Origin of the sequence: Pseudoalteromonas haloplanktis ATCC 14393, from assembly GCF_000238355.1 — a bacterium.
GTDB classification, from domain to species: domain Bacteria; phylum Pseudomonadota; class Gammaproteobacteria; order Enterobacterales; family Alteromonadaceae; genus Pseudoalteromonas; species Pseudoalteromonas haloplanktis.
The window spans coordinates 436,389-463,124 of the sequence record NZ_AHCA01000002.1; the positions used below are offsets into that span (position 1 = coordinate 436,389).

The following is a 26,736-nucleotide window of genomic DNA, read 5'->3' on the forward strand; positions in this document are numbered from 1 at the left end:
GTATTTACATTAAAGGAGTAATATAAAATTTCATTATTAAAACATGCTTAAAGTCATGTTCTAGTACTTATATACTGTTTATTTCCACACAGTTCCTGCCAATAGTCTTAGCTTTATATAAAGCCTGATCAGCTTGCGCAAGTAACCGGTCATAATCATTCACAGTCAATGAATCAGCCACACCAAAACTAACGGTTACAGATAGCCCATTGGCAATCGTTGAAAAATCATAGTTTGCAATTTCCAACCGTAATTCGTCACATAATTCCGCGGCTTGCTGCGCTGTTTTATTTGGGAATAATAAGGTAAATTCCTCACCTCCCCATCTAGCAACTTCACTGGCATCACTTTTAACACATTGACTTAACAAATGCGCAACGACACAAATAACCCGATCGCCAATAATATGTGACCACCCGTCATTAATTCGTTTGAAATGATCTATATCCATAATGGCAATAGCCAGAGGTAAAGCTTGCTGTTTAAAATCAGAAAAATTCTCAGCGAGCCAACTATCAAAGGCACGACGATTTGGTAAATCGGTGAGTTGATCATGGGTTGCTTGATGCGCAAAGGCATCTGTTTGCTGCTGAAGATCTCTAGTTTGTTGCTCGACTCGAATTATCAGTTCTTTTTCGATTTTTTTATAATGATAAAGGCGATATTGATATAACCCAAAGGCAAGTAAGAGTAACGTAAAAAACATCACAAGCTTGAAGCCTGTTTGCTGCCAAAAATATGACTGAATAACAAAGTTTATGGTTTTATAGTTATCCTGCCACTGCCCATTCGGGTAGCCTGCTCGTACCATAAAAGTATATTTACCCGGTGCTAAATTCGTATACTCTGTTATTGTTAAGCGTTGACGATTAACCCATTCATTATTATAACCTATTAGTTTTGTTTGAAAGTTAAGCCGTTGCGGCATAATAAAACTCAAGCCAGCATAATGAAATGACAATCGAGCAGTACCTGGCGGTAATACTAATTCTTCATCATATAATATAGGGGTATTTTTACCATCGACGTACAAACTTTCGATCACGGTAGGCAAAGAGATTTGTGAGGCTTGTTTTATACGCTCAGGTACAACTGTGCTTGCTCCTTGGGACGTCGCAAACCAGATACTGCCATCATTATGAAGTGTCGCAGCAGGGTTAGAACCACCGTTTGCTTGAGCACTCAGCATCCCATCGCCTTCATCGTAAAGCTGATACTGTAGTTTTTGACCTTTTATACTGCTAGGATCATTTAGTAACTCATTTACTTGCTGTTGCTTTACTTGAATAATACCGCGATTGCTCGACAGCCAAAATGAATCATCTTGTACAACTAACTGAAACAATTTATCAACGGGTAAACCTTGCTCGCGGCCGAGTATGGCAATTTCACCAGTAATAATATTAAAGCGAATTAATCCTCTATCAGTAGTCATCCACATAAAGTTTTGCTGAGCATAAAAACCAAATGCGTATTCTGCATTAAATTGCTTAGGAAATGCCTGTCCTTTAAACTTTTCTAACTCACCATTAAACATTGCCACACCAACACCTGTGCCCACCCAAATATTGCCACGGCTATCAAGCGCAAGCGCCATAATAAAATCGCCGGGTAAGCCTTGCTCTGTTGTATACTGAACAACAGAACCGTCAGGGTCAATACGTGTTAGTCCAGCAGCAGAGCCTACCCACAGTCGTTGTTCGTTATCAAACAAAAGTGCTCTAATTTCATTACTGAGCAAACCATTATCACGATTAATGACGGGGTAGATTTTTTTATCAACTACACGCATTAAACCACTGGTATAAGTGCCAACCCATACACCCCCTTGGTTATCTTCGGCTAAGCTAAGAATGGATAAAGGGCCTTGCTCAAAAGCTGGGGGGATGGCTACAACGCTATCATTATTGACTCTATTTAAACCTAAGCTACTGCCCACCCACATACTGCCATCTGAATGAGATAATACGCTGCGAACATAATCACCATTTAGTCCGCGTTTTTTCGTCCATGACGAAAATGGTGCTTCTCGTAATCGATATACGCCGCCGTTAGTACCCACCCATATGCTTTTTTCACGGTCTTGCATTAACGATAAAATACGATTTGCTGGTAATCCTGAGTCGGCATCTAGTTGCTCTAAGCCTATTTCACTAAGCCTAAATAATCCTTTATTGATAGTACCAAACCAAATATCATCATGATCATCTTGTAATAAACTAGAGATAGACTCGCCATCTAATTTCGGGTGAATACTTTCAAACATGTCACCCACTAATCGCCACGCGCCTTTTTCTCCAGCAACGATTAGTTGACCTTGCTGAGTTAATAATGCCGAATAAATAGAGCTATGAGGCAAGCCACTACTAGGGGTCACCAATTGAGCTATTTTATTCTCTATCTTATATAAACCATCGCTCGTTGCAGCCCAAATAACACCACGCTTATCTTCTACTAGCCTATACGCACTTAAATTAACTAAAATCGTATGCTCTGGCCCATTATCATAATCACGATATGCAATACCATCGCCTTCTAATGCTAACCACATTTCACCACTGCGGGTCTTTAAAACATAATTAACCATGGCTGACGCATTGTTTTGCACAAGCCATTGTCTATTCTTTAAATGACTTACACCACCGCGCGCTCCTGAAATATACAAACTACCATCTGCTTGCGGGGCTAAACTGCGTAAACCAGAATCAGGTAGATCTGGTATTTCTGAGCGAGTAAATAGCTTAAATTCGCGACCATTAAAACGGGCTAAGCCTTCCCAAGTTGCAATCCATACATAGCCATCATTGGTTTGCGCAACACTATTGATACTATTATGCGGTAACCCCGAACGGGTATTCCATGTTTCAGCAAAATAGTCATTCAGTGGTAAACGTGTTTGCTCAGCAGCTAAACAGCTAAAAGCAACAAAAAAGAAAAAGCAAAGACTGAAATGAATCATTATACTAAACGCCTTTGTAATTATGGCGAGCTAACAACTGAGCATTAACACAAAATTAAATTAATAATGATTTATTAGTAGTTAATTATCATTACATTTGACTGTTCGGTTATTATACTAACATAGTCTTAGTTTTATTTTCATTAACTAAATAACACAATCTGTTTACGTCTAAACTAAACACAAAGCTCATCAATGCACAGTTGCAGTTGCTCAACAAACTTGGCCACATGTAAACCATCCATTAGTGCATGATGTACATCTATAGAAAGCGGCATTTTCCCAGTCTTAGCATTAAACTTACCGAATACTAATTTTGGAATACCGAAATTATCGGTTTGATTAAAAGCATGTGAGAAGCTCATAAAATCTAACCAAGGTAACACTGAAATATGCAGCAAATCCGCCTGTCCTTCAGTGCATGAAAAAGCTTCTGAAAATAACGGCTGTTGTTTTGCAGCTAAACTTACCGCACTGGCATGCTCTTGAAAGTCCGCAAAGCTTGACTGTTGCAATAAATAACTAAACCGAAAAGTATTATCATCTGCAAGTTCAACAACGCTGGCTCGTTGCGTAGCTAACTGCCAAGGCTGGTTATCTATTATACGCAACAGCATCGGCTGATACGTGTTGCTCGCCTGTAACGCAGCATAAATATAAGCATGGAAAAATGAACATTGTTGTACTTTACAGGACTGATAAAGTGCGCCTACATCAAGCTGAACACATACATTGAAATAAGGCTGTGTAAACTCTTTAAACAATGAAAAATGTTGTTGGCGTGGCCAGGTAGTTAAATCAATTGGGATCATTACTTAAAACTAAATAGCTGAGGGTAAACGTATCGTGAGGGATTTATTCACTAAAGTAAAGGCGCGCTATTGCACGCCTTTAGCACAGTTATTATAAACCGTTTTTAATGATTTCTTGTGCCAATTCATCGGCAATTAAATGTGTCGATTTTTGCTCTTTTTCACTGCGTGCAAAAATTTCAGTTAGAGTATCGTAAATACCTTCTACATGTTTATTTGACGCTGCAACGGAATAACCTTCTGGTGCAGTTTCATAATAAACATTAATAATACCACCTGCGTTGATCACATAATCTGGTGCATACAAAATTCCTTTCTCACGAATTATTTCACCGTGACGGGACTCAGCTAATTGGTTATTTGCACAGCCGGCAATGATCGTCGCTTTAATACGAGGAATAGTTACATCATTAATAGTTGCACCCAATGCGCATGGTGCATATACGTCTACATCAAGGTCGTATATTTCATCAATACTTACCGCGGTTGCTGCAAAGTCATTAACTACACGATCAATCGCAGTTTGATTAATATCGGTTACAAATAATTGTGCACCGGCTTCATGCAAGTGTTTACATAACCCGTAAGCGACGGCACCTAGACCTTGTACAGCAACTTTAATTCCAGCTAGATCCTGATGACCACGTTGGTGCTGTAAGGCAGCTTTAATACCTAAAAAAGTACCATAAGCAGTAAATGGTGATGGGTTACCACTTTTACCTTCAAGGCCCAGTACATAGTTAGTTTCTTTATTCATAATGGCAACATCATCACACGTGATGTTTACATCTTCTGCCGAGTAGTAGCTGCCATTTAAACGCTCTAACTGACGGCCAAAGGCACGAAATAGCTGCTCAGATTTAATCTCTTTCGCATTACCAATGATCACTGACTTACCACCACCAAAAGGTAAGCGTGCTACTGCATTTTTATAAGTCATGCCTTTTGATAAACGCAGCGCATCAACTACCGCATCGTCATCACTTGCATAATCCCACATTCTGCAACCACCAACGGCAGGACCTAGATTCGTATTATGTACGGCAATAATTGCTCGAAGGCCTGACTCTTTATCTGCACAAAAAACCACTTGTTCGTGGTTATCAAAGTCAACTTGATTAAACACAGCCACTTTATCTTACTCCGAAATTTGTAACCCGTGAGAGGGTATGCACGCTGAAATTGCCGAGACTTTATCACTTCAAATTGCACCTTACCACTATATGAGATGATAAAACCAATCAAAATAACTAAACATCATAAACACATTAATTACAATAGACTTTATGCATATTTAATTCACGAAAATAAAAAATAGAACCATTTAAATGCAAATTAATAGAAAAATTAAAAATACAGCCTTACGTGAACGTAAAAGGAATGCTTAATGTAAAGTAAAGATTACAATCAAAATTGCAAATATAAACGTTTAAATAGAGGAAGTTATGAGATTGTTGGAGGTATTGACAGTGGTCAGATCTGATATGCGGTATTTAACATTTGCTAAATACCGCATAATAATATTAATGGTTTATTTTAATTTACCGCCTAACTCTTCGATTTTTGCTTTCCAAATCGCAGGGCCCTGAGTGTGTGCGTTAGCACCTTCACTATCAACTGCAACGGTCACTGGCATATCTTCTACTTCAAACTCATAAATAGCTTCCATACCTAGGTCTTCAAACGCCACTACACGCGCTTTTTTGATTGCTTTAGATACTAAGTATGCTGCACCACCTACCGCCATCAAATACACTGACTTATTGTTTTTGATAGATTCAACCGTTGCAGGGCCTCGCTCTGCTTTACCGATCATGCCAATAATGCCTGTTTTTTCTAACATCATATCGGTAAATTTATCCATACGGGTTGCCGTTGTTGGGCCTGCAGGGCCTACAGCTTCATCACGTACCGCATCAACAGGTCCAACGTAGTAGATAAATTTATTATCAAAATCAACGCCCTCAGGTAAACCTTCACCAGAGTTAATCATATCTTGCAAACGTTTATGCGCCGCATCACGACCGGTTAAAATAGTGCCTGACAATAATACTGTCTCGCCCATTTTCCATTCGCGAGTATCTTCTTTGGTTAAGGTATTTAAATCAACGCGACGTGTACCTTCACCAACTTCAAACGTCACTTCTGGCCAATCTTCAAGTTTTGGCGCTTTTAAGTTTGCAGGGCCTGAACCATCAAGAGTAAAGTGAACATGACGAGTCGCCGCACAGTTTGGGATCATAACCACAGGTTTTGATGCTGCGTGCGTGGGTGCAGTTTTGATTTTTACATCAACAACCGTTGTTAAACCACCTAAACCCTGCGCGCCAATACCTAATTTGTTTGCGCGTTCGAAAATGTCTAAACGCATTTTCTCTTCGGTTGTTTCTGCGCCGCGCTCTATTAGCTCATGAATATCAACAGGATCCATTAGTGATTCTTTCGCAAGTACCGCTGCTTTTTCAGCTGTGCCACCAATACCTATACCCAACATGCCCGGCGGACACCAACCAGCCCCCATCGTCGGTAAGGTTTTCTCAACCCATGCAGCTACGTCATCAGATGGGTTTAACATCACCATTTTCGTTTTATTTTCTGAGCCACCGCCTTTAGCAGCAACCATTACTTCAACTTCGCCGCCTGCCACTAAATCAATGTGGACGACTGATGGTGTGTTATCTTTAGTATTTTTACGCGTGCCAGCAGGATCGGCAACAATGGATGCGCGTAAAGGGTTGTCTGGGTTTAAATATGCGCGACGTGTTCCTTCATCAACCATTTGTTGTACGGTTAAATCTGTTTTATCCCATTTTACATCCATACCTACTTTCACAAAACAGGTAATAATACCAGTGTCTTGACAAAGTGGGCGCTTCCCTTCAGCCGACATACGCGAGTTAATTAAAATTTGCGCAATGGCATCTTTTGCCGCTTTACTTTGCTCTTTGTTATAGGCTTTTTCGAGCGCTTGAACAAAATCAAGTGGGTGATAAAACGAAATATATTGCAAAGCATCTTCAATGCTATCAATAAAATCTTGCTGACGGATCGTGCTCATTTCAGTTCCTTAAGTTACCTTTACGTATTAATACACGTAACATAAATCAAACCGGTGACGGTGGTTTGTAACGCAATAGGCAACTAAACGCTGCCAAAAAATTTAACTTATGATACCCTCCCAGCCCGTTTCGAGCCAGTTTTTCAGGGTAAAAAATAGATGATAGAGCAACAAAATACCTGTATTCAATTAGACATTTCGCTCAACTGTGTAGAGGTTTTCGCTTATTTTGCTGATCTCCCCTTTGCCGTGTTACTCGATTCCGCTAATAGCGAACATGTAAATAGCCGTTACGATGTTATTGCTATCGCACCGAGCATGCGCTTAGAAGTAAAAAATAATCAAACATATATTGATGGAAAACCCAGCCCAAAAGATTGTTTTGCAGTTATACAAGATGAGCTTGCTAAGCTTGAACACAGTAAACCACGACAAGAACTGCCGTTTACGGGTGGCTGGCTAGGTTATTTTGGCTATGATTTAGGTCGCGTGATTGAGCACCTACCAGAGCAAGCCATCGATGATATTGCTATGCCACAAATGGCGATTGGCTTATATCCAGATGCGTTGATTTACGACAAGCAATGCGGGCATTGGTTTTACGTCGCGCAACCAAGTATAGATAGACAAGCCCTGTACCTTGAGCCGCTAAAAACCAAAACACCGGCTTACTCTGAGTTTGCAATAACCCATGACTGGTCATCAAATATGAATCTTGCTCAATACAGTGATAGATTTGCCAAAATCCAAGCATACTTAACAAGTGGCGACTGCTACCAAATTAACTTAGCACAACGTTTTACGGCACAATATCAAGGTTCGCCGTGGCAAGCTTACTGCACTTTGCGTGACGCCAATAAAGCGCCTTTTTCCAGTTTTATAAATCACCCTGATGGGGCTATTGTGTCTATTTCGCCAGAGCGCTTTATCGCGATTAGCCAAGGGCACATAGAAACTAAGCCCATTAAAGGTACTCTACCGCGCTGTACTGATAAAGAAGCTGATGCAGCACAAGCCATTCGGCTACAAAATTCAGCAAAAGATCGCGCCGAAAATGTGATGATTGTTGACTTACTGCGTAACGACTTAGGTAAAGTCGCAAAACCAGGTAGCGTACAAGTACCTTCGTTATTTGCCATTGAAAGCTTTCCGGCAGTACATCATTTAGTGAGTACGGTTACAGCACAATTGGCCGATGACAAAACTGCGGTTGATCAGCTCAAAGCCGCTTTCCCAGGTGGCTCAATCACCGGTGCACCGAAAATACGCGCGATGGAAATTATTGAAGAATTAGAGCCACATCGCCGTAGCGTATATTGTGGTTCCATCGGTTATTTGAGCGCCTGTGGCAATATGGATACCAGTATTACCATTCGCACCTTAGTGTGTCATAACCAACATATTTATTGTTGGGCTGGCGGTGGGATTGTCGCAGATTCTCAAGTGGAGTTGGAATACCAAGAAACTTACGATAAAGTAAATAAAATTCTCCCCTTATTGAAGTAATACTGTGAATACTCAACAACTTTTAGCGCGGTTTCAGTTAAGTGCACCGATTGAAAAAACCGAGCTAAGAAGTAGTAAATTGAGCGCATCGAAACGAGCGAGCGCCGTTATATTGCCGCTAATTGATATTGACCATCAAGCCCACATATTATTGTGTAAACGGCCTATTCACTTAAAGCACCACCCTGGGGAAATCTGCTTACCTGGAGGCAAGCATGAGCGAAACGATAAAACACTGCGTGATACCGCTTTACGAGAACTTAAAGAAGAACTGAATATTTCTCCTCAACAAGTCTCAATTAGCGGTAAACTTGCGAACTATTCCACTTTGACAGGCTTTACTATCACTCCCTATGTTGGCTTACTTGCGCCAAACACTCATTGGCAAGCTGATCAGAATGAGGTATCAGCAAGTTTTTTAATCCCTATCAGTCGGCTCATTGATGTAAACAATTGGCAACCATTACCGTTTGAGCGACACGGAGAAATAGTTACTTTACAAGGATTTTCAACTCCTTACGGGTTACTGTGGGGAGCAACGGCCAGCATTATAAAAAACTTTACAAAACAGCTCGCCATACCAGTTTAAATCTGTCTTACAAAAGGTTACAAGGCTAGAATTACACGTTATTATGTGCCACCGTTCAAAGGCAGCAATCGTGCTGAGTAAAAAGTAGAGTAAAGTTATTATGATCAGTGCATTTGATATGTTTAGTATTGGCATCGGCCCATCGTCTTCACACACCGTAGGGCCTATGCGTGCATCACGTTTATTTGTTAACGAACTACAACAACAAAAGCTATTAACCGATGTCACCAGTATCAAAGTCGAATTATATGGCTCTTTGGGTCAAACAGGCATTGGCCACGGCTCAGGTAAAGCCGTTATTTTGGGCCTTGCCGGTTATGATCCAGAAACAATTGATGCAGATTTAGTCGATGACATACTTGCCAAAATCGAAAATGAGCAAGTTATTTACTTAAATCAAGTCCATAAAGCCAAATTTCCAAAGCAAGGAGCAATTGTATTTCATCGCCGCAAAACCTTGCCTAAGCACTCTAATGCTATGGAGATCATCGCATACAAAGGCGACGAAAAGCTCCACAGTAAAGTGTATTACTCAATTGGCGGTGGCTTTATTGTCACCGATGAAGAGTTTGAAAATGAAAAACAAGCAGCGTTAGATATTCGCGAAGAAAACCCAGCCCCTTATCCTTTTGGCAGTGCCAAAGAATTACTCGAAATGTGTAAAGAGTCAGGGTATAGCGTATCAAGCTTGATGATGAAAAATGAAAAAACCTTGCGCACTGAAGATGAAATCAAAGATGAACTTTTCAATATTTGGCAAGTAATGAAAGCCTGTATTGAACGCGGAATGCGCACTGAAGGGATTTTACCTGGTGGTTTAAAAGTAAAACGCCGAGCACCAAGCTTATACTTAAAGCTCAATATTGAAGTCAGTAACGATCCACTTCGAGCGATGGACTGGGTAGACTTATTTGCCCTTGCGGTTAACGAAGAAAATGCCGCAGGTGGCCGCGTTGTAACAGCCCCAACCAATGGCGCAGCAGGAATTTTACCTGCGGTACTGATGTACTATCATACGTTTATAAAAGAAGTGGACCGTGATATTGCTACCCGCTACTTACTAACAGCCGCTGCAATTGGTATTTTATATAAAAAGAATGCCTCAATTTCAGGCGCTGAAGTAGGCTGCCAAGGCGAAGTCGGCGTTGCTTGCTCTATGGCCGCTGGTGCACTTACTGAAATTGTCGGTGGTAACGTAGTACACGTTGAAAATGCCGCTGAAATCGGTATGGAGCATAACCTCGGCTTAACCTGCGACCCAGTAGGAGGTTTAGTACAAGTACCGTGTATTGAACGAAATGCCATGGGGGCAATTAAAGCGATTAATGCCTCTCGTTTAGCTATTCGTGGCAGTGGCGAGCAAAAAGTATCACTCGATAAAGTGATAAAAACCATGCTCGATACTGGTAATGATATGAAAACCAAGTACAAAGAAACTGCTCGTGGCGGTTTAGCTGTGAACATTATTGAGTGCTAATGTTTAGTAGGATCAAAAAAGCCGCAAACTGCGGCTTTTTTGATTTAGTAAGTCGCCTTTATTTAACTGGCAATTCAATATCTGCAAATAACTTGTCTACATCTTCTTGATTACGTAATAAACTCGCTCTTTCAACTCGTTCCTTAGTTAAGTGCGGTGCAAAACGTTCAATAAAGTCATACATATAAGTACGTAAGAAACTACCTTTTCTAAAGCCTATCTTAGTTGTACTCGCCTCAAATAAATGACTTGCGTCAATACAGACTAAATCGGTATCTGATATTTGATCTATCGCCATAGAAGCGACTACACCCACACCTAACCCCAAGCGTACATAGGTTTTAATAACATCAGCATCGGTTGCAGTAAACACGATATGCGGTTCAAGACCTTGCGCATTAAATGCCTTATCAAGTTCAGAACGGCCTGTAAAACCAAATACATAAGTAATTAATGGATACTGTGCAATATCTGCAACAGTGAGTGATTCCGCTTTTTTGGCAAGTGGATGATCTTTAGCCACCACAATACTGCGGTTCCAGTGATAACATGGCAACATCACCAAATCAGAATACAAATGTAGAGCTTCTGTGGCAATGGCAAAGTCGGCATCTCCGCGAGCCGCCGCATCGGAAATTTGTTGTGGCGTACCTTGATGCATATGTAACGATACTGCCGGATACTTTTTCATAAAGCCTTGGATCACGCTCGGCAACGCATATCGCGCTTGTGTATGCGTAGTGGCAATATTTAATTTACCTTGATCTGGTAATGTATGCTCATTGGCAACCGCTTTGATCCCTTCTACCTTAGAAAGAATTTCGCGAGAAATATTAATAATTTCAGTGCCAGCACTTGTAACGTGAGTTAAATGTTTACCACTTCTGCCAAAAATTTGCACACCCAACTCATCTTCTAACATACGAACCTGTTTAGAAATACCTGGTTGTGAGGTAAATAAACTTTCAGCTGTTGCTGAAACATTTAGTTTATGATTTTGGACTTCGACAATGTATCTGAGTTGTTGTAATTTCATGGCTGCAATTTTTAGTGTAGTTATACTGCTTATTTATAAATGCTACATCGCGTCAAGCCAAGTGTTTTCTAATTAATAATAGAAAAAGGCTCTTTAGGTTCAGCTTTATAAGGTTATGTCCTTAGGCTAGCATAAACCCTCGGATTGAGGTAGCCATCTTTTTGACGTAATAGAAAAATCATAATATATGTAATAATAAATACTGATAAAGTAAATTCTTTTCTTACATAAAACGCGCAAAACTATCCAGTTAGCGTATATTTAATGTAAGATAAAAAATTATTCGCTTGTGAAACCTGAGATTTAAACCATGATCGTTTCTATTATAATTATGTTGATTGTTGCACTCATCGTTATTGCCCTGTGGGTCAGTGCGGTCCAACAACATAAAGAGAAACAAGAAACCGAACGTCGCAAAGATTTAACGAAACAAAAAAAGATCATTGAAGAATCAGAAGACGTGCTCCTAAACAGCGCTAATATCCCAATGTCTGAGCATATTTTACGTATTGTTCAGCGCCGTATTCATGATGCTTTAGTTACTATGGTGCAACTTTCTCCCAATTCAAAAGAGTTAAAAAGCCGCTTAAATGAAGCAAAAGAGCGTTTAGGCAACCAACTCGATGCAACAAATTCAGAAACTCTAGTCCTTCCTGACAACGACAAGCAATTAATAACATTGATCCAAGGAATAAAAAAGTTACGTGCAGTACTTCGCTCTGAGCATGGTAAAGGTAAGGTTGATAGCCAAGTTTTTGTTGCTGAAGATAAGCGTTTAGAAAAACTGCAATTAAGAATTAACATAGAAAGTCAAATTAAACGAGGTATCTCTGCTCGCTCTGCCAACATGGTTGGATCTGCGCGTCAATACTTCGAAAAAGCTTATGCAACGGTATCTGCAGTCGCCTATAGCGATGACTATATCACCAGTAAACGTCAAGAATTAGAAGGCTACTTAGAAGCCATTAGTACAGAATTAAAAGCATCAAATGCAACGGCTAGAAAGAAAAAAGCCGAACAAGAACAAGACGATTTAGATGTGTTATTTGCGCCAAAGAAAAAGTGGTAAGCCACTTTTTCTTTGCATTAATAATAAAAAACTAAGTTACGATAAAAACGCAAATTTAACGATAAACATAGCCGTTAAAACCCAGACACTGACACTTACTTCTTCACGCTTACCGCATAATACTTTCACCGCTGTATACGAAATAAAGCCAAGTGCAATCCCGTGCGCAATAGAGAAAGTTAATGGCGTCATAAGCAATACTACACTGACTGGAATAGCATCTGTCATATCATCCCAATTTACAAACTTAAGATTCTGCAACATTAATACCGCCACATATAAAATAGCACCTGCAGTAGCGTAAGCTGGTACCATTTGCGCCAGTGGTGCAAAAAACATCATCAGTAAAAAGCACACACCAACCACAACCGCAGTTAAACCAGTACGACCACCCACCGAGACCCCAGCAACTGATTCAATGTATGACGTTGTTGTAGAAGTACCCAACATAGAACCCGCAATAGTCGCGGTGCTATCAGCACTAAGGGCACGGCCTAAACGTGGCATATTACCCTTTTCATCTGCTAAACCAGCCTTTTGAGTGACAGCCACTAAGGTGCCAGAGGTATCAAACAAATCAACAAACAAAAATGCAAAAATAACACTCAACATTGACAGTTCAAACGCAGCAGCAAAATCAAGTTGCATAAAAGTAGGTGCAATTGAAGGTGGCATTGATACCACACCTTGGTACTCAACCAAGCCTAAGCTAAGCGCTATTAAAGTCACCGCTAAAATACTGATTAACACGCCACTTTTAAAATCACGATACAGCAGTGCAGCAATGACAAAGAAGCTAAAAATAGCCAATAATGGTCCTGCTGCTGTAATATCCCCAAGTTGAACTAAGGTTGCAGGACTTGCCACAATGATCCCAGCATTCTTTAGTGCAATTAACGCTAAAAATGCGCCAATCCCCGTAGCTATTGCTTGCTTTAAAACCAAAGGTATTGCATTAATGATCCACTCTCTGACTTTAAACAAACTTAAAAATAAAAAGATACAACCCGACATAAACACCGCACCTAATGCCGCCTGCCAGGTATAACCCATGCCAAGTACCACGCCATAGGTAAAAAACGCATTTAGCCCCATACCAGGAGCCAGCGCTAGCGGATAATTAGCCCACAGGCCCATAATAAAACAACCAATCGCTGCAGCAATACAGGTTGCAACAAACGCAGCCCCCTGATCCATGCCAGCTTCAGCTAACATAGCAGGGTTTACAAAAACAATATAAACCATGGTAATAAAGGTCGTAAGGCCAGCAATACATTCACGGCGCACTGTTGAATTGTGCTCGCTAATTTTAAATAACGCATCAAGCATAAATGGATTTCATTTTAGATAAGAATAATTGTGTAATTTTATCATATATTTCAACAATAGCAGGACAATTTACCTTGTATTGAACTAAACTTACACGGTAATAGACAACAATAAATACGTGGCACTATGACAGATACCTCGCCCATTGGCTTAGATTTAGAACAACAGCTAGATAATGTTTTATCGTTTATCACGCAACCAAACAGCAATTCACACAGTGATACTAAAGCTGATACACCAGACAACACAGTGAATAAAGCACTGTATTATTTAAAAAATGAACAACCTCCCCTTGCGTCAAAATGGATGAGACTCGCCGCAATGGCGGGTAATCATCGCGCACAATTTTACATGGGGTTATTTTTTATAAAAGGTCAAGGCGTACCACAAAGTGTATTTCATGGTGCGGTATGGTTAAGTCTTGCCAGTAGCCAAGGTTATGATCCTGCGACAAGTGCTTTAACAGATTTAAGAAAGCACATATCAACTAAGCGTTTTCAAGATGCAAAGTGCTATGCTGCTACACTGTATGAACAAATTCACCAACAGCAATTTAAACATTTAATTCCTAAGGCTCCATAACGCGAACTATAACAATTAACGCTAATTTTAGCGCTGCTAAGTTTCCACTTAAAAACTAAAGTAACCATACCACTGTGCTGTACCAGGAAACGATTTATTTAAGTGCAGCAATTGCGTTGTGATACTCATCACTTTTTAAAATAGTTAAAAATGCCTGAATTTTTTCAGAGCGATGTAAATCACCATGAGTCACAACCCAATTTTCAAAGTCCCATTGAATATGAGGTAAAACACGACTTACATTACCGTGCAGTTGTGAAAACTGGCACTGCATAAAGCCAATACCAACTCCATTTACAATGGCGTGTTGCAGTAAATTTTGGTTATTACTGGTACATACAATTTGCGCTGGTGGCACAACCTCATTAAACCATTTTACAATAGCTAAACGCTGTGGGGCTTCGTCGGCTAATACAAATTGGTGTTTTGTTAAGTCAGCTTCGTGATTAGGTATACCATGCTGTTGTAAATAGCGCTCACTGGCGTAAAGGCCAACACTGAGCGTACTAAAAGGCAGCACCACATAATTGTCGTCTTGTGGCTTAGCTCCCGTGCGGATTGCCACATGCGCTTAACCATACTCCAATTTCATCAATTCAGCACTGGTAAGCCAACGAATGCGTATTTTCGGGTGTTTTTGACTAAACAACTGTACGGCGGGCATTAACAAATGGGCTAAAGCATCTAGCGATGTTAAAATAAACTCCCCTTCTAGCTCGCCTTGCTGGCTTTTAGCGCGGCGTGCAAAGTCGTTAAATTGTTCATCGGTTAATTTTGCAACGCGCAGTAAATCTTCGCCCAATTCTGTTAACTGGTAACCTTTGCCGTCTCGCAAAAACACCTTTGCGCCTAACTCATGTTCAATCACGTCTAAATGTCGAAGAATGGTCGCCCGGTGCACACCCAAAGCTCTTGCCGCCCCACTAATACTGCCTGTTTGAGCAACAAAATAAGTGGTTCTTATTTCACTCCAATGTTTCATATCGCCTCAATGTATAATATACGCACACCTAGATACAATTATCGCTCATTGTCGCATTTTTTGTACACTCTAAAATAGCCTTATAACATAAAAATTAACCCAACTTTTAGAATGAGCCTACAAATGAATACAACAACGCACACGCTAATTATTGGCGGGGGCTTCGCCGGCGCCACTTTGGCGCAAGAGCTAGCAAAGTCGAACATTGCAACGACGTTAATCGACCGAAAAGATTACTTTGAAGTCACTATGGCAACACTGCGTAATATTGCAGACTACGATAAGGTTAAAGACACACCCAGAATACGCTATCAAGATTTTATTTCGGGTGAGTTTATTCAAGCCACTGTTACTGAATTAACCGAAAACACTGCACAACTCGAAAATGGTCACTCTATATCGTTTCAACAAGCTATTATAGCTACAGGATCAAGTTATCCATCTTTTTCGATCGCTAAATCTAACCATGCATTGACTTTAGAGGAGCGAAATCAAGAGCTAAAAAATGCTTCGCTTGAATTAGCGAAAGCAAAATCGGTTCTTATTATTGGCGCAGGTGCTGTAGGTGTTGAGTTGGCGGGCGATATTGCATATAGCTACCCTAATATAAATGTAACGTTAGCTGATTCATCGGACAGTGTGCTGGCCAGCTACAGCAAAAAAACCCAACAAAAAGCCACCAAACAATTGCAAGCACTGGGTGTAAACATACAAACAAACCACTATTACCAACATCAAAACGACACGTATATCGATAAACACACAGGTCACCAACTTAACGCAGACATTACCTATATCGCCGTTGGGGTCAAAGCCAACTCACAGTTTATGCAAGCCCAGCTTAACAAATGCCTAAGCGAGCACGGTCTTATTAAGGTCAATAGCGATTTTCAAGTTACAGGCACCAGCTCGTTATGGGCAATAGGCGATGTAGCTAATTTAAAAGACTTAAAACTGGCCGCAGCCGCAATGCCTCAAGCAAAAGAGCTAGCCGCAAACCTAATTGCTAAACAGCAAGGTAAAAAAACGAAGGCGCATAAACCTATGCCGGAAATGGGGCTGATCCCTATCGGACAAAAAAAAGGGGTGGCGCAAATACCTCTTTTTGGCACTGTTACTTGGCAACCCCTAATAAACTTTAAAAATAAAGATTTGCTTATTAATTATGTATTTAAGGGATTGGCTATTAAAGATATTTAGTGAGTAACGTCACTCATACCAGCTCAAAGCGACAGTTCCCAAGGGTTAAGCCACTGTAACGAAGTAATACAAATGGTACACGCGTATTACTTTTTACCATACAGCTTAACCATATTGGGTCTGCTGAGCGCTAAGGCAAAGCTAATAAAGGAATATAAAGTTTATCTATTGCTTAGCAGTTACTAAGCCTGTTGTTAATTACACAGTACTCACACCAGCACCATATACACTGCTCGTTTGCTGATTCAGCATTTCAGCCTGTTGTCGTGCTACGTTCAAACCCAACCTTTATGAGAAAGATCTAAACTAGGTATGACCACCCTCCTCTACAGCCCTTGCTACGAAGACTCCCTATTTAAAATCTGTGAACAGTAATTCCAGAATGACTTGAGAAAGTACAATAATGTTCTTTCTCATTTAAGCTTGGAATGAGGCATTATCTATAGCGAGGTTGTGATAGGTGAATTTCTCATAGAAACTTTGAAAATTTCTCATGCACAGCTGGAATCTGTCAAATTTATCATTGAAAGCTGGAATGAGGAAAATTAAAATTACAACAGCTGTTATTTCAGTAATTGTGTTAGAGGGCAACGTAAAAGCTCCATCTTGCCAGTCCGTATATAAACAAGAGTTTTTCCGGTCATTTTTAAAATCAATACCAGCAAAAAGTACTTCGAGTGGTAAACCTTGCCTTTTACACTGCTAACCGAACAACGTTGTTGATATTGCTGAAACATTAACCAATTTTTGTTTATGATCTTTAAACCTACGATTGATTTTTTTCCAATCAACCTTACTCCTGCAGATACATCGACCAATAGACGAAATAACATGGCGCTCTTTCCAAACTCTTCTCGAGCAACTTAACTAGCACATTATTGTTATTTGATAGCTTCTTCCCTAACACGATGAGCGGATGAGCTTTTTTTACCCAAACCGAGCTTAAGCAATAACGTGTTTATCAAATTCATGTTTTTACTGAATACCAAATTAAAATAGCGTCATATTTTTATATGAGCATTATTAGGTACATTAAAACAATAACTATTTTGATGAATTACCAGCCATTGCGCTTCGCACTATTGGGTAAGTAATTTAATCCACTCATCTGCGTTTGACACAATAAATTGATATTTATTTCCATCACTTAATACGATCTCAATCGCATCGTGTGTAAAAGGAAAAATGCCCGCAACTTTACCTGTGCATTTACTCACCTTCACAATTTCACGTCGTGAAAAGGTGTAGGGCCCTAGCCCAAATTTCGTGTTAAATGGAGTAAAGGTTAAATCGCTACCGGTTAACGTAAACTTACCGTCAGCTTTGATAGCCCCTCTTTGAATGGTGGCCGTTATTGATTTGATTACTACTGCTTGCATAATCGTATTCCTTTATATAGCTCTTAATGTGTCAGTTTTGCTGCTTTTAAGTCATTACCAAGTGACGACATTTAACCTCGCTGTATTACCTTTTTATTGGTTCGCCTACCATTGAGTAGTGCGCCCAACCACGTATTTTTTACTATTAATAAATAACTTATTTGACCTATAAGTAATGTAACAACCACGCTAACTATAAACTTTACTAAAACTGGCAAATTAGTATTAATTAATGGCATCTGTATATAAATCAACACAGGAACATGGATTAAGTAAATCCAGTATGAAGAATTTGAGACGCTACGACTAAACTTACTTTCATAATTTAAAAAACGATGCCCAAGTAAAAACGCCATAGCTGTTAACAAAATGATGCTCGTGACTTGCAGAACAACATGAAGCGCGTGTTGTTGCTTTACTGCAAAATGCCCCGTGCTTGCAGCGTTAATTACTTCATCGAGAGTAGGCGCTACTGGTAACAAAGCAAAATAAACAATAAGAGATAAAGCCGCACCAACGATAATAGGCCATAAATACTTGTGATATGAGGAAAGTTTATGCTGCTTTTTATAGATCCCCACCCCTAACCAATAAAAACTGCCGTAAAACCCATACGACCACAACTGAGGCGTGAGTTTATCGGGCGCAGGAAATGGAATAGATTGCCCCATGAGTGACAGTGCTAATAAAGTAGGAAGCGCCCCCCACAAAAATAATGGATTATTACCAAGCCCATCAAGCTTACCTCCTAACAAGTTACTCTTTCTTAGCAGCCAATGTATCAAGCAAAACTGAAATAAATTCCACAAAAACCATAAGTGCATGGTGCTAATGACAGGCTCTTTAATGACTTGAAACACAGCAAATATCGGTGGTGTTGGTTTAGCTATACTGGCCCCAAAACTCAAGGCATGAAAATAAACCGCAAAACCTAAAGGTAAAAAAACAATAAAAGGCAATAAAATATGTTTACTGCGATGGCGTAAAAAATGCCGGCTACTCGATTTAGCAATTAACAATGCACTGCAAAACCCTGCAATAATAAAAAACAATGGCATACGAAATAAGTGCAGAGAATGCGTGATGTAGTCAAATAGACGGTGTGTGCTTGGATCAGCCGAAAACCAAATATTGCTAAAAAATGGGCTGTAAGCCAGTGCAGCATGAAACACAATGCCGAGCAATAGTGCGAGGCTTCGTAAATTATCAATGTAGTGTAATCGACTTTCTTTATTCATTAATATGCCCAACTATTATCCTGCGTTAATAAAAGCATAAATTAATGAGTGAGCGTGGGACTAGTCACAAAACTCACAGCCAACGCTATGACAGATGTCACTGTTTTTACAATGCAAGTTCTGTAATAATTGCTAAAAAACATGGCTGTAGTAATGGAATCAAACATACGACATACAACCGATTGGCGTTTCTCAACATTGGCCTCTTGGCTGGGTGTTACATCAGCGTGTGCATATTATGCAAACTCTGAACTAGCATTGTATTTACAAATTTTGGTGAGTAGCTCTATATTAGCTATTTTGCTTTATGTGTTAAAACAGCCCAACAAATATGTTTATGGTGTGGCGGTAAGTTATTTTCTGCTCATATTAGCAATGATGCAACTTAGCTCAACGTCCTTAGTTTTTATTCACTTGGTTATGTTTACCGCTGTTTTTAGCCCTCACTTTTCACTGCCTAAAATACTGGCTTGTGTTGTAGCCGCCATGCTAGTTTATGGTCTAACGCATTATTCGCGCTGGGAAAATGGCATACCTTGGATCACCTTTACTATTTGGTTTTTCTTTTGTTTGATGAATTGGTTTGTCAGTCGCCGGATTGTCGAAAGTTTAAATACACATTACCAATCCCGACAAAACTACAAAGAGTTAAAAGCCACTCAACACATGATGGGCGCCATGCATGCAGCGCAAGAGCGACAAAATATATCACGCGAGCTCCATGACTCACTCGGCCATAAGCTCACCGCACTCAGCATTAATTTAGATTTTGCTAAAAGAGCAGCAAACGAAGCAACAGTTGAAACCCTGTCTCTTTGCCATCAACTTAGCCAAGAAGTGCTGGCAGAGGTGCGCGAAATCGTTTCAGCTCAGCGCGATGACAAAACAGTACTCAAACAAGCACTCGAAGCCATTTGCGAACTGACACCTAACTTACGCTGCGATCTCCAGCTAAGTAAGGAGACAGAGCAACTCCCTCAAGACTATGCCCTGTGTGTATTACGGTTTAGCCAAGAGATGATCAGCAACACACTTAAACATACCAAAGCAAACCACTTTACTTTGCATGTAGGTATATCTCACGTTGACCACCCCCCTCTGTTGATTGCAAAAGCGTATCACAATCAACCAGAAACCAACTTACCAAAACAAGGCAATGGGTTAGCAGGGTTAAATGAGCGAATGACACAGTTTGGCGGTGAATTTTCACAACATCTAGAGCAAAAAACTCTGATTAACACCATGACATTACCACTAAATTTAGAAGAAAATAGCCATGATAAAGTGCCTACTTGTTGAAGATCAGACCTTAGTTCGCTTAGGCCTCGCTAATTTACTTAACCTCGATAGCGCCATTAATATTGAAGCCCAAGCTGAAGATGGCTTGCAAGCGCTTGCCCTATTAGCAGAGCATAGCGTTGATATTGTTTTACTCGATATGAGAATGCCGAATTTAGATGGGCTCGGCGTACTGCAAAAAATGCGTGAAAAGGGTGATAAAACCCCCGTGCTGATCATTACCACATTTGAAGATTGTGATGTATTAGTCAAAGCCCTTAACCTTGGAGCTCGTGGGTATGTGCTTAAAAATATTGAGCTTGAAGAACTCATTAGCGCTATCAAGCAGGTCGTTGCGGGTGAGCGAGTCTTACAAAGTGCAGTAACTGATTTTTTACTCAAAAAGCAACTAAGCCCTCAGCTCTGCTTAACGGACAAAGAACAAACCGTATTACAGTGTATGTCTTTGGGGATGTCAAACAAAGTGATTGCCAAAAAATTAGATAATTCTGAGGGGACTATACGCAATCATGTGTCACAAATTCTTGCTAAATTAGACGTAAAAGACCGCACTCAAGCCGTTATAAAAGCCATAAATCAAAATTTAATTTAATACGCTAACAGCAATAAATTACTATTTTTGATTAAGGTATATTGATTAACACAGAACGCTTTTTAAGTGCCTCTATTTGTCATCAGGCTTCAGTGGTGCGATTAGTATAAATAAAAGTAAACAAAACCAGCTAATAAACAAACAGGCGACTATCCATGCTAACTTCTCTTGACTTCCCACTTTTTTGTGACCTAGCAATGAGTATGATTGGTATCACCCACATAATGAATAAAACAAGCAGCAAGGGAAACCAAGATATAAATATTTGAACAATGTTATCCATCATTTAGTATTTATGCGACAGGCAGTTTATGTTGCATAATCGCTTGTTGAACTGAGGCGCTAGCTGCTCGGTGTGTCAGAGTTGGTGTTGTTTATACTATGGGAATTTGCTTTTTTAAGGTTCTAGCTAAATCGGCTTACCTATTATAGTTTAAGCTTTCCCTGCATTGCTCAGCGTTAACTATGTATCCATTACACTTAAATTCTACTCAATAAGCAACTATATTTAGTCAATCTCAATGACCAATCGCTCTTAGCCGAACTTCATCAAGGTGCTGAAAGCTTGCCTTTCCGGTTTAACTCACTTCGGTCCAAAAATGAGTTTACCCGATCGTCTGTTTCTCACTCAAACTTGCCTGACGAATTTTAAAATTCTGAGTACTAAATTCGCAATATCCTGCATAAATGTCGATCACTATATATGCTGTATTAAATACAAAAAAGATACATTATCGCTTCTGGTTTAACTATTTCATGTTTCAGCCTGTTTGTAGTTCAACATACGAATTCCAACCCTAATGAGAAGAACCCCAACAGGGAACGCAATTACCACCTCTGTAGCCCTTGCCACACCTGACTTTCTATTCCAGATCTGTGAGAAACAATTCCAAAACGACTTGAGAAAGTACATTAACATTAAAAATCGTATAAAAAATTAGCAAAAAACACTTGCGTCAAACAACTGTATAAACTACTGTATACACATACTGTATAAACAACCAGTGAGTGAACATTATGTTACAGCCAATTACTATAAGAACTGTTAAAAGCTACCAACAAGATAATCAAAGTTCATCTGTTAACTTAATTCAAATTGAAGATGAGATCTCAGCAACCTTTGAATTACTTAAAGTATTACACCATTACAATAACCAAAATGCATGGACACTACTCATTGCACCCGATCATGTACCTAGCAAGGCATTGCTTGATTCATGTTCTATTGATACTAGTAAACTACTCGTAATACGCCAAAAACATCTTGTAAACTTAGAGTATGTACTAAACTCGGCATTACATAATGGTAATTTTGCAGCCGTGATCACCTGGACTGACATTGTAAAAGATAATCAAATTGCTGATCTATCGCTAAACTTAGACCAAGCAAGTGCAAAACTATATTGCTTTACTAAAACTCAACAAAGTACAGATATAGCATTGCCGCAATAAGCTGTTAAAATACCGCTTTTCTATCAAAACGATTTTGCATGACTTCACTTACCCACAGTAATTGCTTATGCGGCAGTCAACAAAGTTACCAAGACTGCTGCCAAAAGCTCCATTTAGGCACAGAGCAAGCAAACACAGCGGAGCAACTTATGCGCTCTCGCTACGTTGCTTATGCATTAAAAAACGCCAAGTACATATATCAAACTTATGCTCAAGAAAAACAAACTGAGAACCCAGTCAATGAAATTGCTGCTTTTGCTAACAGCTGTCGCTTTATAAAGTTATCGGTGATCGATGCCGAACAACACGAGTTGACTGCGGATGTTGAGTTTTGCGTTAGTTATTTTTATCAAAATCTATTTTGTCAGCTACATGAGAAATCAAATTTTATTAAAGAGAATGGGTTATGGCGCTACCTTGATGGCGAGATATTTCCAGTTGCGGATATAAAAGTTAGTCGTAATGACGAATGCCCATGCGGTAGTGGAAAAAAATATAAAAAATGCCACAGCGTCTAACCTAGCGCATATTGCTGCTATAAACTTTTTTATGCAGCATAATATCCTCTCTACAACTTAAAAGGTTACTAACGAACACCTTTGCAGAGTTACCGCTGTGTACTTTATTTATGTATAAATTTACAAGCTCAGTTCCCATCTGAATGAATACTGATCACCCTTTTTATACCAATCGTGTTAAGTTACTGACCATTTATAGCGACAGATAAATACAGTGATAACAAGGCATAAATTTTGACATGTAGTTGTTCTCGGCAATTGCTCCTGCATTGCTCTACCTCCTGCATCCATGCAGTCGTACATGAAAAATTTATAACGCAGTTAGCGCTTTATTTAGCCCGCTAGAATGGTTAAATATTTAAGTCGATTGGTATTATCAGGCATTTATGGCTAAAACTTAGCTTTAAGAACAAACAACACTGTTATTTGTTATCTAAATACAGGATTTATATTAAATAGCTCGAGTATTATTCGCATAAAATCTAACGCCTCACCTTTCTGATCTTAAGAACACAAAAGGTACAAATGTTAATTAAAAAAACCACAGAGCTTAACCACCTTAAATGAACATACAAAAATAGATTGTTATTATTTTTATTTGTTTTAAATAATAACAAAAAACTTAAACCATTGATTTTAAATTATAAAAATAATTTAAATGTAATTTAAGTAAACCAAAATGGTGAACTTAAAACTAAAAATTCAGTAATTAGCGTTGCGTAATAAAGTATTTAGCGCAATAATGCCACCGGTAGCACTGATGTACAAGCATTAAAAACCTTGATTGTGTTAACACTTTTAACAATTTATTTAATTGTTTTGATCTGAACATACAATAATTAGGAACTACAATGAAGAAAAGTACTCTTTTTAACTACTGTGCACGGGCATTAGCCATTACAGCCGCAATCTATGGTAACGCAGCCATTGCAAACGCTTCAGGCTTTGCAGCAATAAATGGTGGAACTACGGGAGGAGCTGGCGGTGATACCGTGTATGCCACAACTGGCACACAAATTCATCAAGCTCTGTGTAATCGTCCATCAAGTGATACGCCGATAATTATTCACGTTGAAGGCACAATAAATCATGGTAATACCAGTAAAGTTTCAGGGGACAGCTGTAACACTGGACCGGATCTAATTGAACTAAAAGAAATCAGTAATGTGTCAATTATTGGGGTGGGAAGCGGCGCTCTATTTGATCAACTGGGTATTCATATTCGCTCCTCTTCAAATATTATTATTCAAAACGTCCACGTCAGAAATGTCAAAAAGTCAGGCTCTCCAACTTCTAATGGTGGAGATGCAATTGGTATGGAGTCAAATGTCAGTAATATCTGGGTTGACCACGTCACACTGGAAGCTAGCGGTGGTGAAAGTTCAGGCTATGACGCTTTATTCGACATGAAAAGTAACACAAAGTACGTGACATTATCGTACAGTATTTTACGTAACTCAGGACGCGGTGGTTTGGTTGGTTCAAGTGATAGTGACGATTCTAACGGCCCTGTGACCTTTCATCACAATTACTATGAAAACATCAATTCGCGTACACCTTTATTGAGACACGCCACAGCACATGCTTACAATAACTATTACAATGGACTTGTTTCATCAGGTATGAACCCTCGCATTGGCGGTAAAATGCGCGCCGAAAATAACTACTTTAAAAACTCCAAAGACCCACTTGGTACTTTCTATACAAATGATATGGGTTACTGGCAAGTCAGTGGCAATATCTGGGATAACATCGATTGGTCTGACGATGAAAGTAAACTGCATCCTGCAGGTCCCAACCCAACATCGACGACAACAATCACTATCCCTTATAGCTATCAATTAGATAATGCTCAGTGTATTCCCAGCATTATTACCGCAACAGCAGGAGCAAATAAGGGCTTACAAACATCTAACGGCCAATGTGGTACTACGCCGCCTACCGATCCAACGCCAGATCCGACACCAGATCCAACACCAACCCCTGAGCCGACTCCTTCTAGCGAAAACTTAGCACTCAACGCTGGTGTTGATGGTAGCTCAAAAGCCAGTGGCTCAAGCTATGGTAATGTGAATGATGGCGATTTTTCTACATACTGGTCGCCTTCGTCTACAACAGGTAGCATAAATATTAAAAACCTCAACACGACAATAAATGCCGTGAGAGTTATCGAAACAGCAGCGACTAAAGGACAGATCACGGCTTGGTCATTAGTAAATTATGACACTGGCGTAACACTGGCAAATGGTGGAGCAGTGCCTAATGTGATCAGCTTCTCAAATACTAACTTATCCAAAGTCAGTTTTGTGGTGCATTCTGCCAATGGTGTTCCTCAAATTGCAGAATTCGAAGTCTACAATGGCTACAGTGATGGGGCCAATAGCAATGTGACTAATACATTAGTTAATGGTACTTATCGTATTACACCAAAACACAGTGGTACTTCTTTAGATATTGCTAATTGCCAAACGGCAGATGGAAGCAATGTAAGGCAATGGTCATGGTTGAATAATGACTGTCAAAAGTTTGCAATTACAACTGTTGATGGTGTTTGGCATCGAATCTCGCCTGTAAATGCTCCATCAAAAGGCTTAGAGGTATATTCTCATTCAACTACACCAGGTGAGAATATCAATATCTGGAACTATACAGGAAGTTATAATCAGCAATTTCGTTTCCAAAGTGCAGGTGCTGGCAAATGGCGTATTATCAATCGAAATAGCGAGTTATGTTTAGATGTAGATGGTAATAAAGCAAGCGATGGGACAAATATACTGCAATGGACATGTATAGCAGGCGCTGAAAATCAAATGTTTGAGTTAATCAGACAATAATCAATTAGCAATGGAGGACTTGTATTAAGTCCTTCATTTTACACTGACTCCTTTAGCGTAGATCGTTGTTCATTCAGCCTATAGATAGTCATTAAGTTAATAACAATAACCATTGCCTCTAACAGCACACCACCAATTGAACCGACAATAATATTGTTTATCAACCATAAACATGAACCTGATAATAAAACCCAGCGCATGGTGATCCCAGTTAAGCAAAACAAAGCGTAACTGCCTAGGCATGCACCTAACACAGCAATATATTCAGTCCACTGCTGCGCTGTAAAATAGCCAATCAAAGCAGTTAATGTAACAAATATACACGCCAGCCAAGTTGCCTTAGATTTTATCGAAACCGCAGTTCGTGCTGCTGAAAATAAGCAGCATAAAGAAGATGTTACTGCATTTAATAAGTAAAAATGTAATGCATGATTCAAATTCATCACAATCATGATCAGTTTAAGACGGCGATCATCTTTTTGCATAAAACACAGCATCGCCAATAAAAAACTTAAAAAACCAAAACCTTGAGCAATAAATGCATCTGCCACCAGCAAAATACCCCTATGAAAGATATCTAAATCACCTGCAAAAAGCTGCACACTTACATATCATTTTCAATCATCATTTTAATCGTTTGTGCTTTAACAAAATGATCTAATTGATGAGTATGTATCCACCAAGTCGCGGCTTCCATTAATAACTCAGGGTCATCATTTTTATTTGCAAAAAAAGCATAAAAAGACAACCCCACATTGTCGCCTTTCGCCGCTATTTTTTTTGAGCACACAGTATGAATTTTATCTCTTAGTTCTTGGCGCATGT

At 39.5% G+C, this 26,736-nt stretch carries 23 protein-coding genes; 11 read left to right on the forward strand and 12 right to left on the reverse strand.

What is annotated here, in order from left to right; genetic code table 11:
* Positions 1 to 67 precede the first annotated feature (67 nt).
* From PHAL_RS0106080 to PHAL_RS0106095, 4 genes are all read right to left on the reverse strand, one after another.
* The gene (locus PHAL_RS0106080) at positions 68 to 2,959 is read right to left on the reverse strand and encodes a ligand-binding sensor domain-containing diguanylate cyclase (RefSeq protein ID WP_016707534.1); all 2,892 of its coding nucleotides are present in this window, start codon (positions 2,957 to 2,959) and stop codon (positions 68 to 70) included.
* Between the two features lie 176 nt (positions 2,960 to 3,135).
* Positions 3,136 to 3,771, reverse strand: a complete 636-nt coding sequence (locus PHAL_RS0106085) for a CatA-like O-acetyltransferase (protein WP_016707535.1) — start codon at positions 3,769 to 3,771, stop codon at positions 3,136 to 3,138.
* 91 nt (positions 3,772 to 3,862) lie between these two features.
* Positions 3,863 to 4,903, reverse strand: a complete 1,041-nt coding sequence (locus PHAL_RS0106090; protein WP_016707536.1) for a Leu/Phe/Val dehydrogenase — start codon at positions 4,901 to 4,903, stop codon at positions 3,863 to 3,865.
* A 399-nt stretch (positions 4,904 to 5,302) separates the two neighbouring features.
* Positions 5,303 to 6,829, reverse strand: coding sequence for a fumarate hydratase (locus PHAL_RS0106095; RefSeq protein ID WP_016707537.1), 1,527 nt, complete (start codon positions 6,827 to 6,829; stop codon positions 5,303 to 5,305).
* A 159-nt stretch (positions 6,830 to 6,988) separates the two neighbouring features.
* Between PHAL_RS0106095 and pabB the strand changes: the two genes are divergently transcribed.
* The 3 genes from pabB (at position 6,989) to PHAL_RS0106110 (ending at position 10,401) form a co-directional block, all read left to right on the forward strand.
* Positions 6,989 to 8,335: an aminodeoxychorismate synthase component I gene (gene pabB, locus PHAL_RS0106100; RefSeq protein ID WP_016707538.1), complete on the forward strand. Its 1,347-nt coding sequence runs from the start codon at positions 6,989 to 6,991 to the stop codon at positions 8,333 to 8,335.
* 4 nt (positions 8,336 to 8,339) lie between these two features.
* Positions 8,340 to 8,924 carry a CoA pyrophosphatase gene (locus tag PHAL_RS0106105; protein ID WP_016707539.1) on the forward strand — a complete coding sequence of 195 codons (585 nt, stop codon included), beginning with the start codon at positions 8,340 to 8,342 and terminating at the stop codon, positions 8,922 to 8,924.
* A 100-nt stretch (positions 8,925 to 9,024) separates the two neighbouring features.
* Positions 9,025 to 10,401 (forward strand): L-serine ammonia-lyase, encoded by a 1,377-nt coding sequence (locus tag PHAL_RS0106110; RefSeq protein ID WP_016707540.1) that lies wholly within the window; start codon positions 9,025 to 9,027, stop codon positions 10,399 to 10,401.
* A 58-nt stretch (positions 10,402 to 10,459) separates the two neighbouring features.
* Here PHAL_RS0106110 and cysB read toward each other — a convergent pair whose 3' ends face one another.
* A complete protein-coding gene (gene cysB, locus PHAL_RS0106115; protein ID WP_016707541.1) occupies positions 10,460 to 11,437 on the reverse strand; it encodes an HTH-type transcriptional regulator CysB in 978 nt (325 codons plus the stop codon).
* Between the two features lie 310 nt (positions 11,438 to 11,747).
* On the opposite strand from cysB, the gene PHAL_RS0106120 reads away from it, so the two are divergent.
* Entirely contained in the window at positions 11,748 to 12,506 is a 759-nt protein-coding gene (locus PHAL_RS0106120; RefSeq protein ID WP_016707542.1) for a hypothetical protein, read from the forward strand.
* Positions 12,507 to 12,542: 36 nt separating this feature from the next.
* Here PHAL_RS0106120 and PHAL_RS0106125 read toward each other — a convergent pair whose 3' ends face one another.
* Positions 12,543 to 13,835, reverse strand: coding sequence for an NCS2 family permease (locus PHAL_RS0106125; protein WP_016707543.1), 1,293 nt, complete (start codon positions 13,833 to 13,835; stop codon positions 12,543 to 12,545).
* Between the two features lie 126 nt (positions 13,836 to 13,961).
* Here PHAL_RS0106125 and PHAL_RS0106130 point away from each other — a divergent pair, with 126 nt between their 5' ends.
* Positions 13,962 to 14,417 (forward strand): tetratricopeptide repeat protein, encoded by a 456-nt coding sequence (locus PHAL_RS0106130; protein WP_016707544.1) that lies wholly within the window; start codon positions 13,962 to 13,964, stop codon positions 14,415 to 14,417.
* Positions 14,418 to 14,511: 94 nt separating this feature from the next.
* Here PHAL_RS0106130 and PHAL_RS23565 read toward each other — a convergent pair whose 3' ends face one another.
* Complete coding sequence (locus PHAL_RS23565) at positions 14,512 to 14,982, reverse strand: LysR substrate-binding domain-containing protein (protein ID WP_016707545.1); 471 nt, start codon at positions 14,980 to 14,982, stop codon at positions 14,512 to 14,514.
* 6 nt (positions 14,983 to 14,988) lie between these two features.
* Positions 14,989 to 15,399, reverse strand: coding sequence for a LysR family transcriptional regulator (locus tag PHAL_RS23570; RefSeq protein WP_016707546.1), 411 nt, complete (start codon positions 15,397 to 15,399; stop codon positions 14,989 to 14,991).
* Positions 15,400 to 15,522: 123 nt separating this feature from the next.
* On the opposite strand from PHAL_RS23570, the gene PHAL_RS0106140 reads away from it, so the two are divergent.
* Positions 15,523 to 16,599 (forward strand): NAD(P)/FAD-dependent oxidoreductase, encoded by a 1,077-nt coding sequence (locus PHAL_RS0106140; RefSeq protein WP_016707547.1) that lies wholly within the window; start codon positions 15,523 to 15,525, stop codon positions 16,597 to 16,599.
* Positions 16,600 to 17,678: 1,079 nt separating this feature from the next.
* Here the strand turns inward: PHAL_RS0106140 and PHAL_RS0106150 are convergent.
* Complete coding sequence (locus PHAL_RS0106150; protein WP_016707549.1) at positions 17,679 to 17,978, reverse strand: hypothetical protein; 300 nt, start codon at positions 17,976 to 17,978, stop codon at positions 17,679 to 17,681.
* A gap of 71 nt (positions 17,979 to 18,049) precedes the next feature.
* Positions 18,050 to 19,216, reverse strand: a complete 1,167-nt coding sequence (locus PHAL_RS0106155) for an acyltransferase family protein (RefSeq protein ID WP_016707550.1) — start codon at positions 19,214 to 19,216, stop codon at positions 18,050 to 18,052.
* Positions 19,217 to 19,369: 153 nt separating this feature from the next.
* On the opposite strand from PHAL_RS0106155, the gene PHAL_RS0106160 reads away from it, so the two are divergent.
* The 5 genes from PHAL_RS0106160 to PHAL_RS0106180 all read left to right on the forward strand — a co-directional run bounded on the left by PHAL_RS0106160 (position 19,370) and on the right by PHAL_RS0106180 (position 25,911).
* Positions 19,370 to 20,515 (forward strand): sensor histidine kinase, encoded by a 1,146-nt coding sequence (locus PHAL_RS0106160; protein WP_016707551.1) that lies wholly within the window; start codon positions 19,370 to 19,372, stop codon positions 20,513 to 20,515.
* Complete coding sequence (locus PHAL_RS0106165; protein WP_016707552.1) at positions 20,493 to 21,107, forward strand: response regulator; 615 nt, start codon at positions 20,493 to 20,495, stop codon at positions 21,105 to 21,107. The genes PHAL_RS0106160 and PHAL_RS0106165 overlap by 23 nt, the downstream gene beginning before the upstream one ends.
* A gap of 1,017 nt (positions 21,108 to 22,124) precedes the next feature.
* Positions 22,125 to 22,559 carry a SulA-like leucine-rich domain-containing protein gene (locus tag PHAL_RS0106170; RefSeq protein WP_029216051.1) on the forward strand — a complete coding sequence of 145 codons (435 nt, stop codon included), beginning with the start codon at positions 22,125 to 22,127 and terminating at the stop codon, positions 22,557 to 22,559.
* A gap of 38 nt (positions 22,560 to 22,597) precedes the next feature.
* On the forward strand, positions 22,598 to 23,077 hold the full coding sequence (locus PHAL_RS0106175) for a YchJ family protein (RefSeq protein WP_016707554.1): 480 nt from the start codon (positions 22,598 to 22,600) through the stop codon (positions 23,075 to 23,077).
* Positions 23,078 to 23,928: 851 nt separating this feature from the next.
* Complete coding sequence (locus PHAL_RS0106180) at positions 23,929 to 25,911, forward strand: pectate lyase family protein (RefSeq protein ID WP_016707555.1); 1,983 nt, start codon at positions 23,929 to 23,931, stop codon at positions 25,909 to 25,911.
* A gap of 38 nt (positions 25,912 to 25,949) precedes the next feature.
* On the opposite strand, the gene PHAL_RS0106185 is transcribed toward PHAL_RS0106180, so the two are convergent.
* Positions 25,950 to 26,513, reverse strand: a complete 564-nt coding sequence (locus PHAL_RS0106185) for a YgjV family protein (protein ID WP_016707556.1) — start codon at positions 26,511 to 26,513, stop codon at positions 25,950 to 25,952.
* A gap of 2 nt (positions 26,514 to 26,515) precedes the next feature.
* Positions 26,516 to 26,734 (reverse strand): DUF6500 family protein, encoded by a 219-nt coding sequence (locus PHAL_RS0106190; protein WP_016707557.1) that lies wholly within the window; start codon positions 26,732 to 26,734, stop codon positions 26,516 to 26,518.
* Positions 26,735 to 26,736: the final 2 nt, after the last annotated feature.

Excerpts from the sequence above, each read along its gene's own strand:
- PHAL_RS0106175 (WP_016707554.1), top strand. The coding sequence starts at position 22,598 with ATGACTTCACTTACCCACAGTAATTGCTTATGCGGCAGTCAACAAAGT.
- PHAL_RS0106180 (WP_016707555.1), top strand. The coding sequence starts at position 23,929 with ATGAAGAAAAGTACTCTTTTTAACTACTGTGCACGGGCATTAGCCATT.
- PHAL_RS23570 (WP_016707546.1), bottom strand. The coding sequence starts at position 15,399 with ATGAAACATTGGAGTGAAATAAGAACCACTTATTTTGTTGCTCAAACA.
- PHAL_RS0106095 (WP_016707537.1), bottom strand. The coding sequence starts at position 6,829 with ATGAGCACGATCCGTCAGCAAGATTTTATTGATAGCATTGAAGATGCT.
- PHAL_RS0106125 (WP_016707543.1), bottom strand. The coding sequence starts at position 13,835 with ATGCTTGATGCGTTATTTAAAATTAGCGAGCACAATTCAACAGTGCGC.
- pabB (WP_016707538.1), top strand. The coding sequence starts at position 6,989 with ATGATAGAGCAACAAAATACCTGTATTCAATTAGACATTTCGCTCAAC.
- PHAL_RS0106120 (WP_016707542.1), top strand. The coding sequence starts at position 11,748 with ATGATCGTTTCTATTATAATTATGTTGATTGTTGCACTCATCGTTATT.
- PHAL_RS0106155 (WP_016707550.1), bottom strand. The coding sequence starts at position 19,216 with ATGAATAAAGAAAGTCGATTACACTACATTGATAATTTACGAAGCCTC.
- PHAL_RS0106170 (WP_029216051.1), top strand. The coding sequence starts at position 22,125 with ATGTTACAGCCAATTACTATAAGAACTGTTAAAAGCTACCAACAAGAT.
- PHAL_RS0106085 (WP_016707535.1), bottom strand. The coding sequence starts at position 3,771 with ATGATCCCAATTGATTTAACTACCTGGCCACGCCAACAACATTTTTCA.
- PHAL_RS0106150 (WP_016707549.1), bottom strand. The coding sequence starts at position 17,978 with ATGCAAGCAGTAGTAATCAAATCAATAACGGCCACCATTCAAAGAGGG.
- PHAL_RS0106130 (WP_016707544.1), top strand. The coding sequence starts at position 13,962 with ATGACAGATACCTCGCCCATTGGCTTAGATTTAGAACAACAGCTAGAT.
- PHAL_RS0106140 (WP_016707547.1), top strand. The coding sequence starts at position 15,523 with ATGAATACAACAACGCACACGCTAATTATTGGCGGGGGCTTCGCCGGC.
- PHAL_RS0106165 (WP_016707552.1), top strand. The coding sequence starts at position 20,493 with ATGATAAAGTGCCTACTTGTTGAAGATCAGACCTTAGTTCGCTTAGGC.
- PHAL_RS0106160 (WP_016707551.1), top strand. The coding sequence starts at position 19,370 with ATGGAATCAAACATACGACATACAACCGATTGGCGTTTCTCAACATTG.
- PHAL_RS0106110 (WP_016707540.1), top strand. The coding sequence starts at position 9,025 with ATGATCAGTGCATTTGATATGTTTAGTATTGGCATCGGCCCATCGTCT.
- cysB (WP_016707541.1), bottom strand. The coding sequence starts at position 11,437 with ATGAAATTACAACAACTCAGATACATTGTCGAAGTCCAAAATCATAAA.
- PHAL_RS0106080 (WP_016707534.1), bottom strand. The coding sequence starts at position 2,959 with ATGATTCATTTCAGTCTTTGCTTTTTCTTTTTTGTTGCTTTTAGCTGT.
- PHAL_RS0106190 (WP_016707557.1), bottom strand. The coding sequence starts at position 26,734 with ATGCGCCAAGAACTAAGAGATAAAATTCATACTGTGTGCTCAAAAAAA.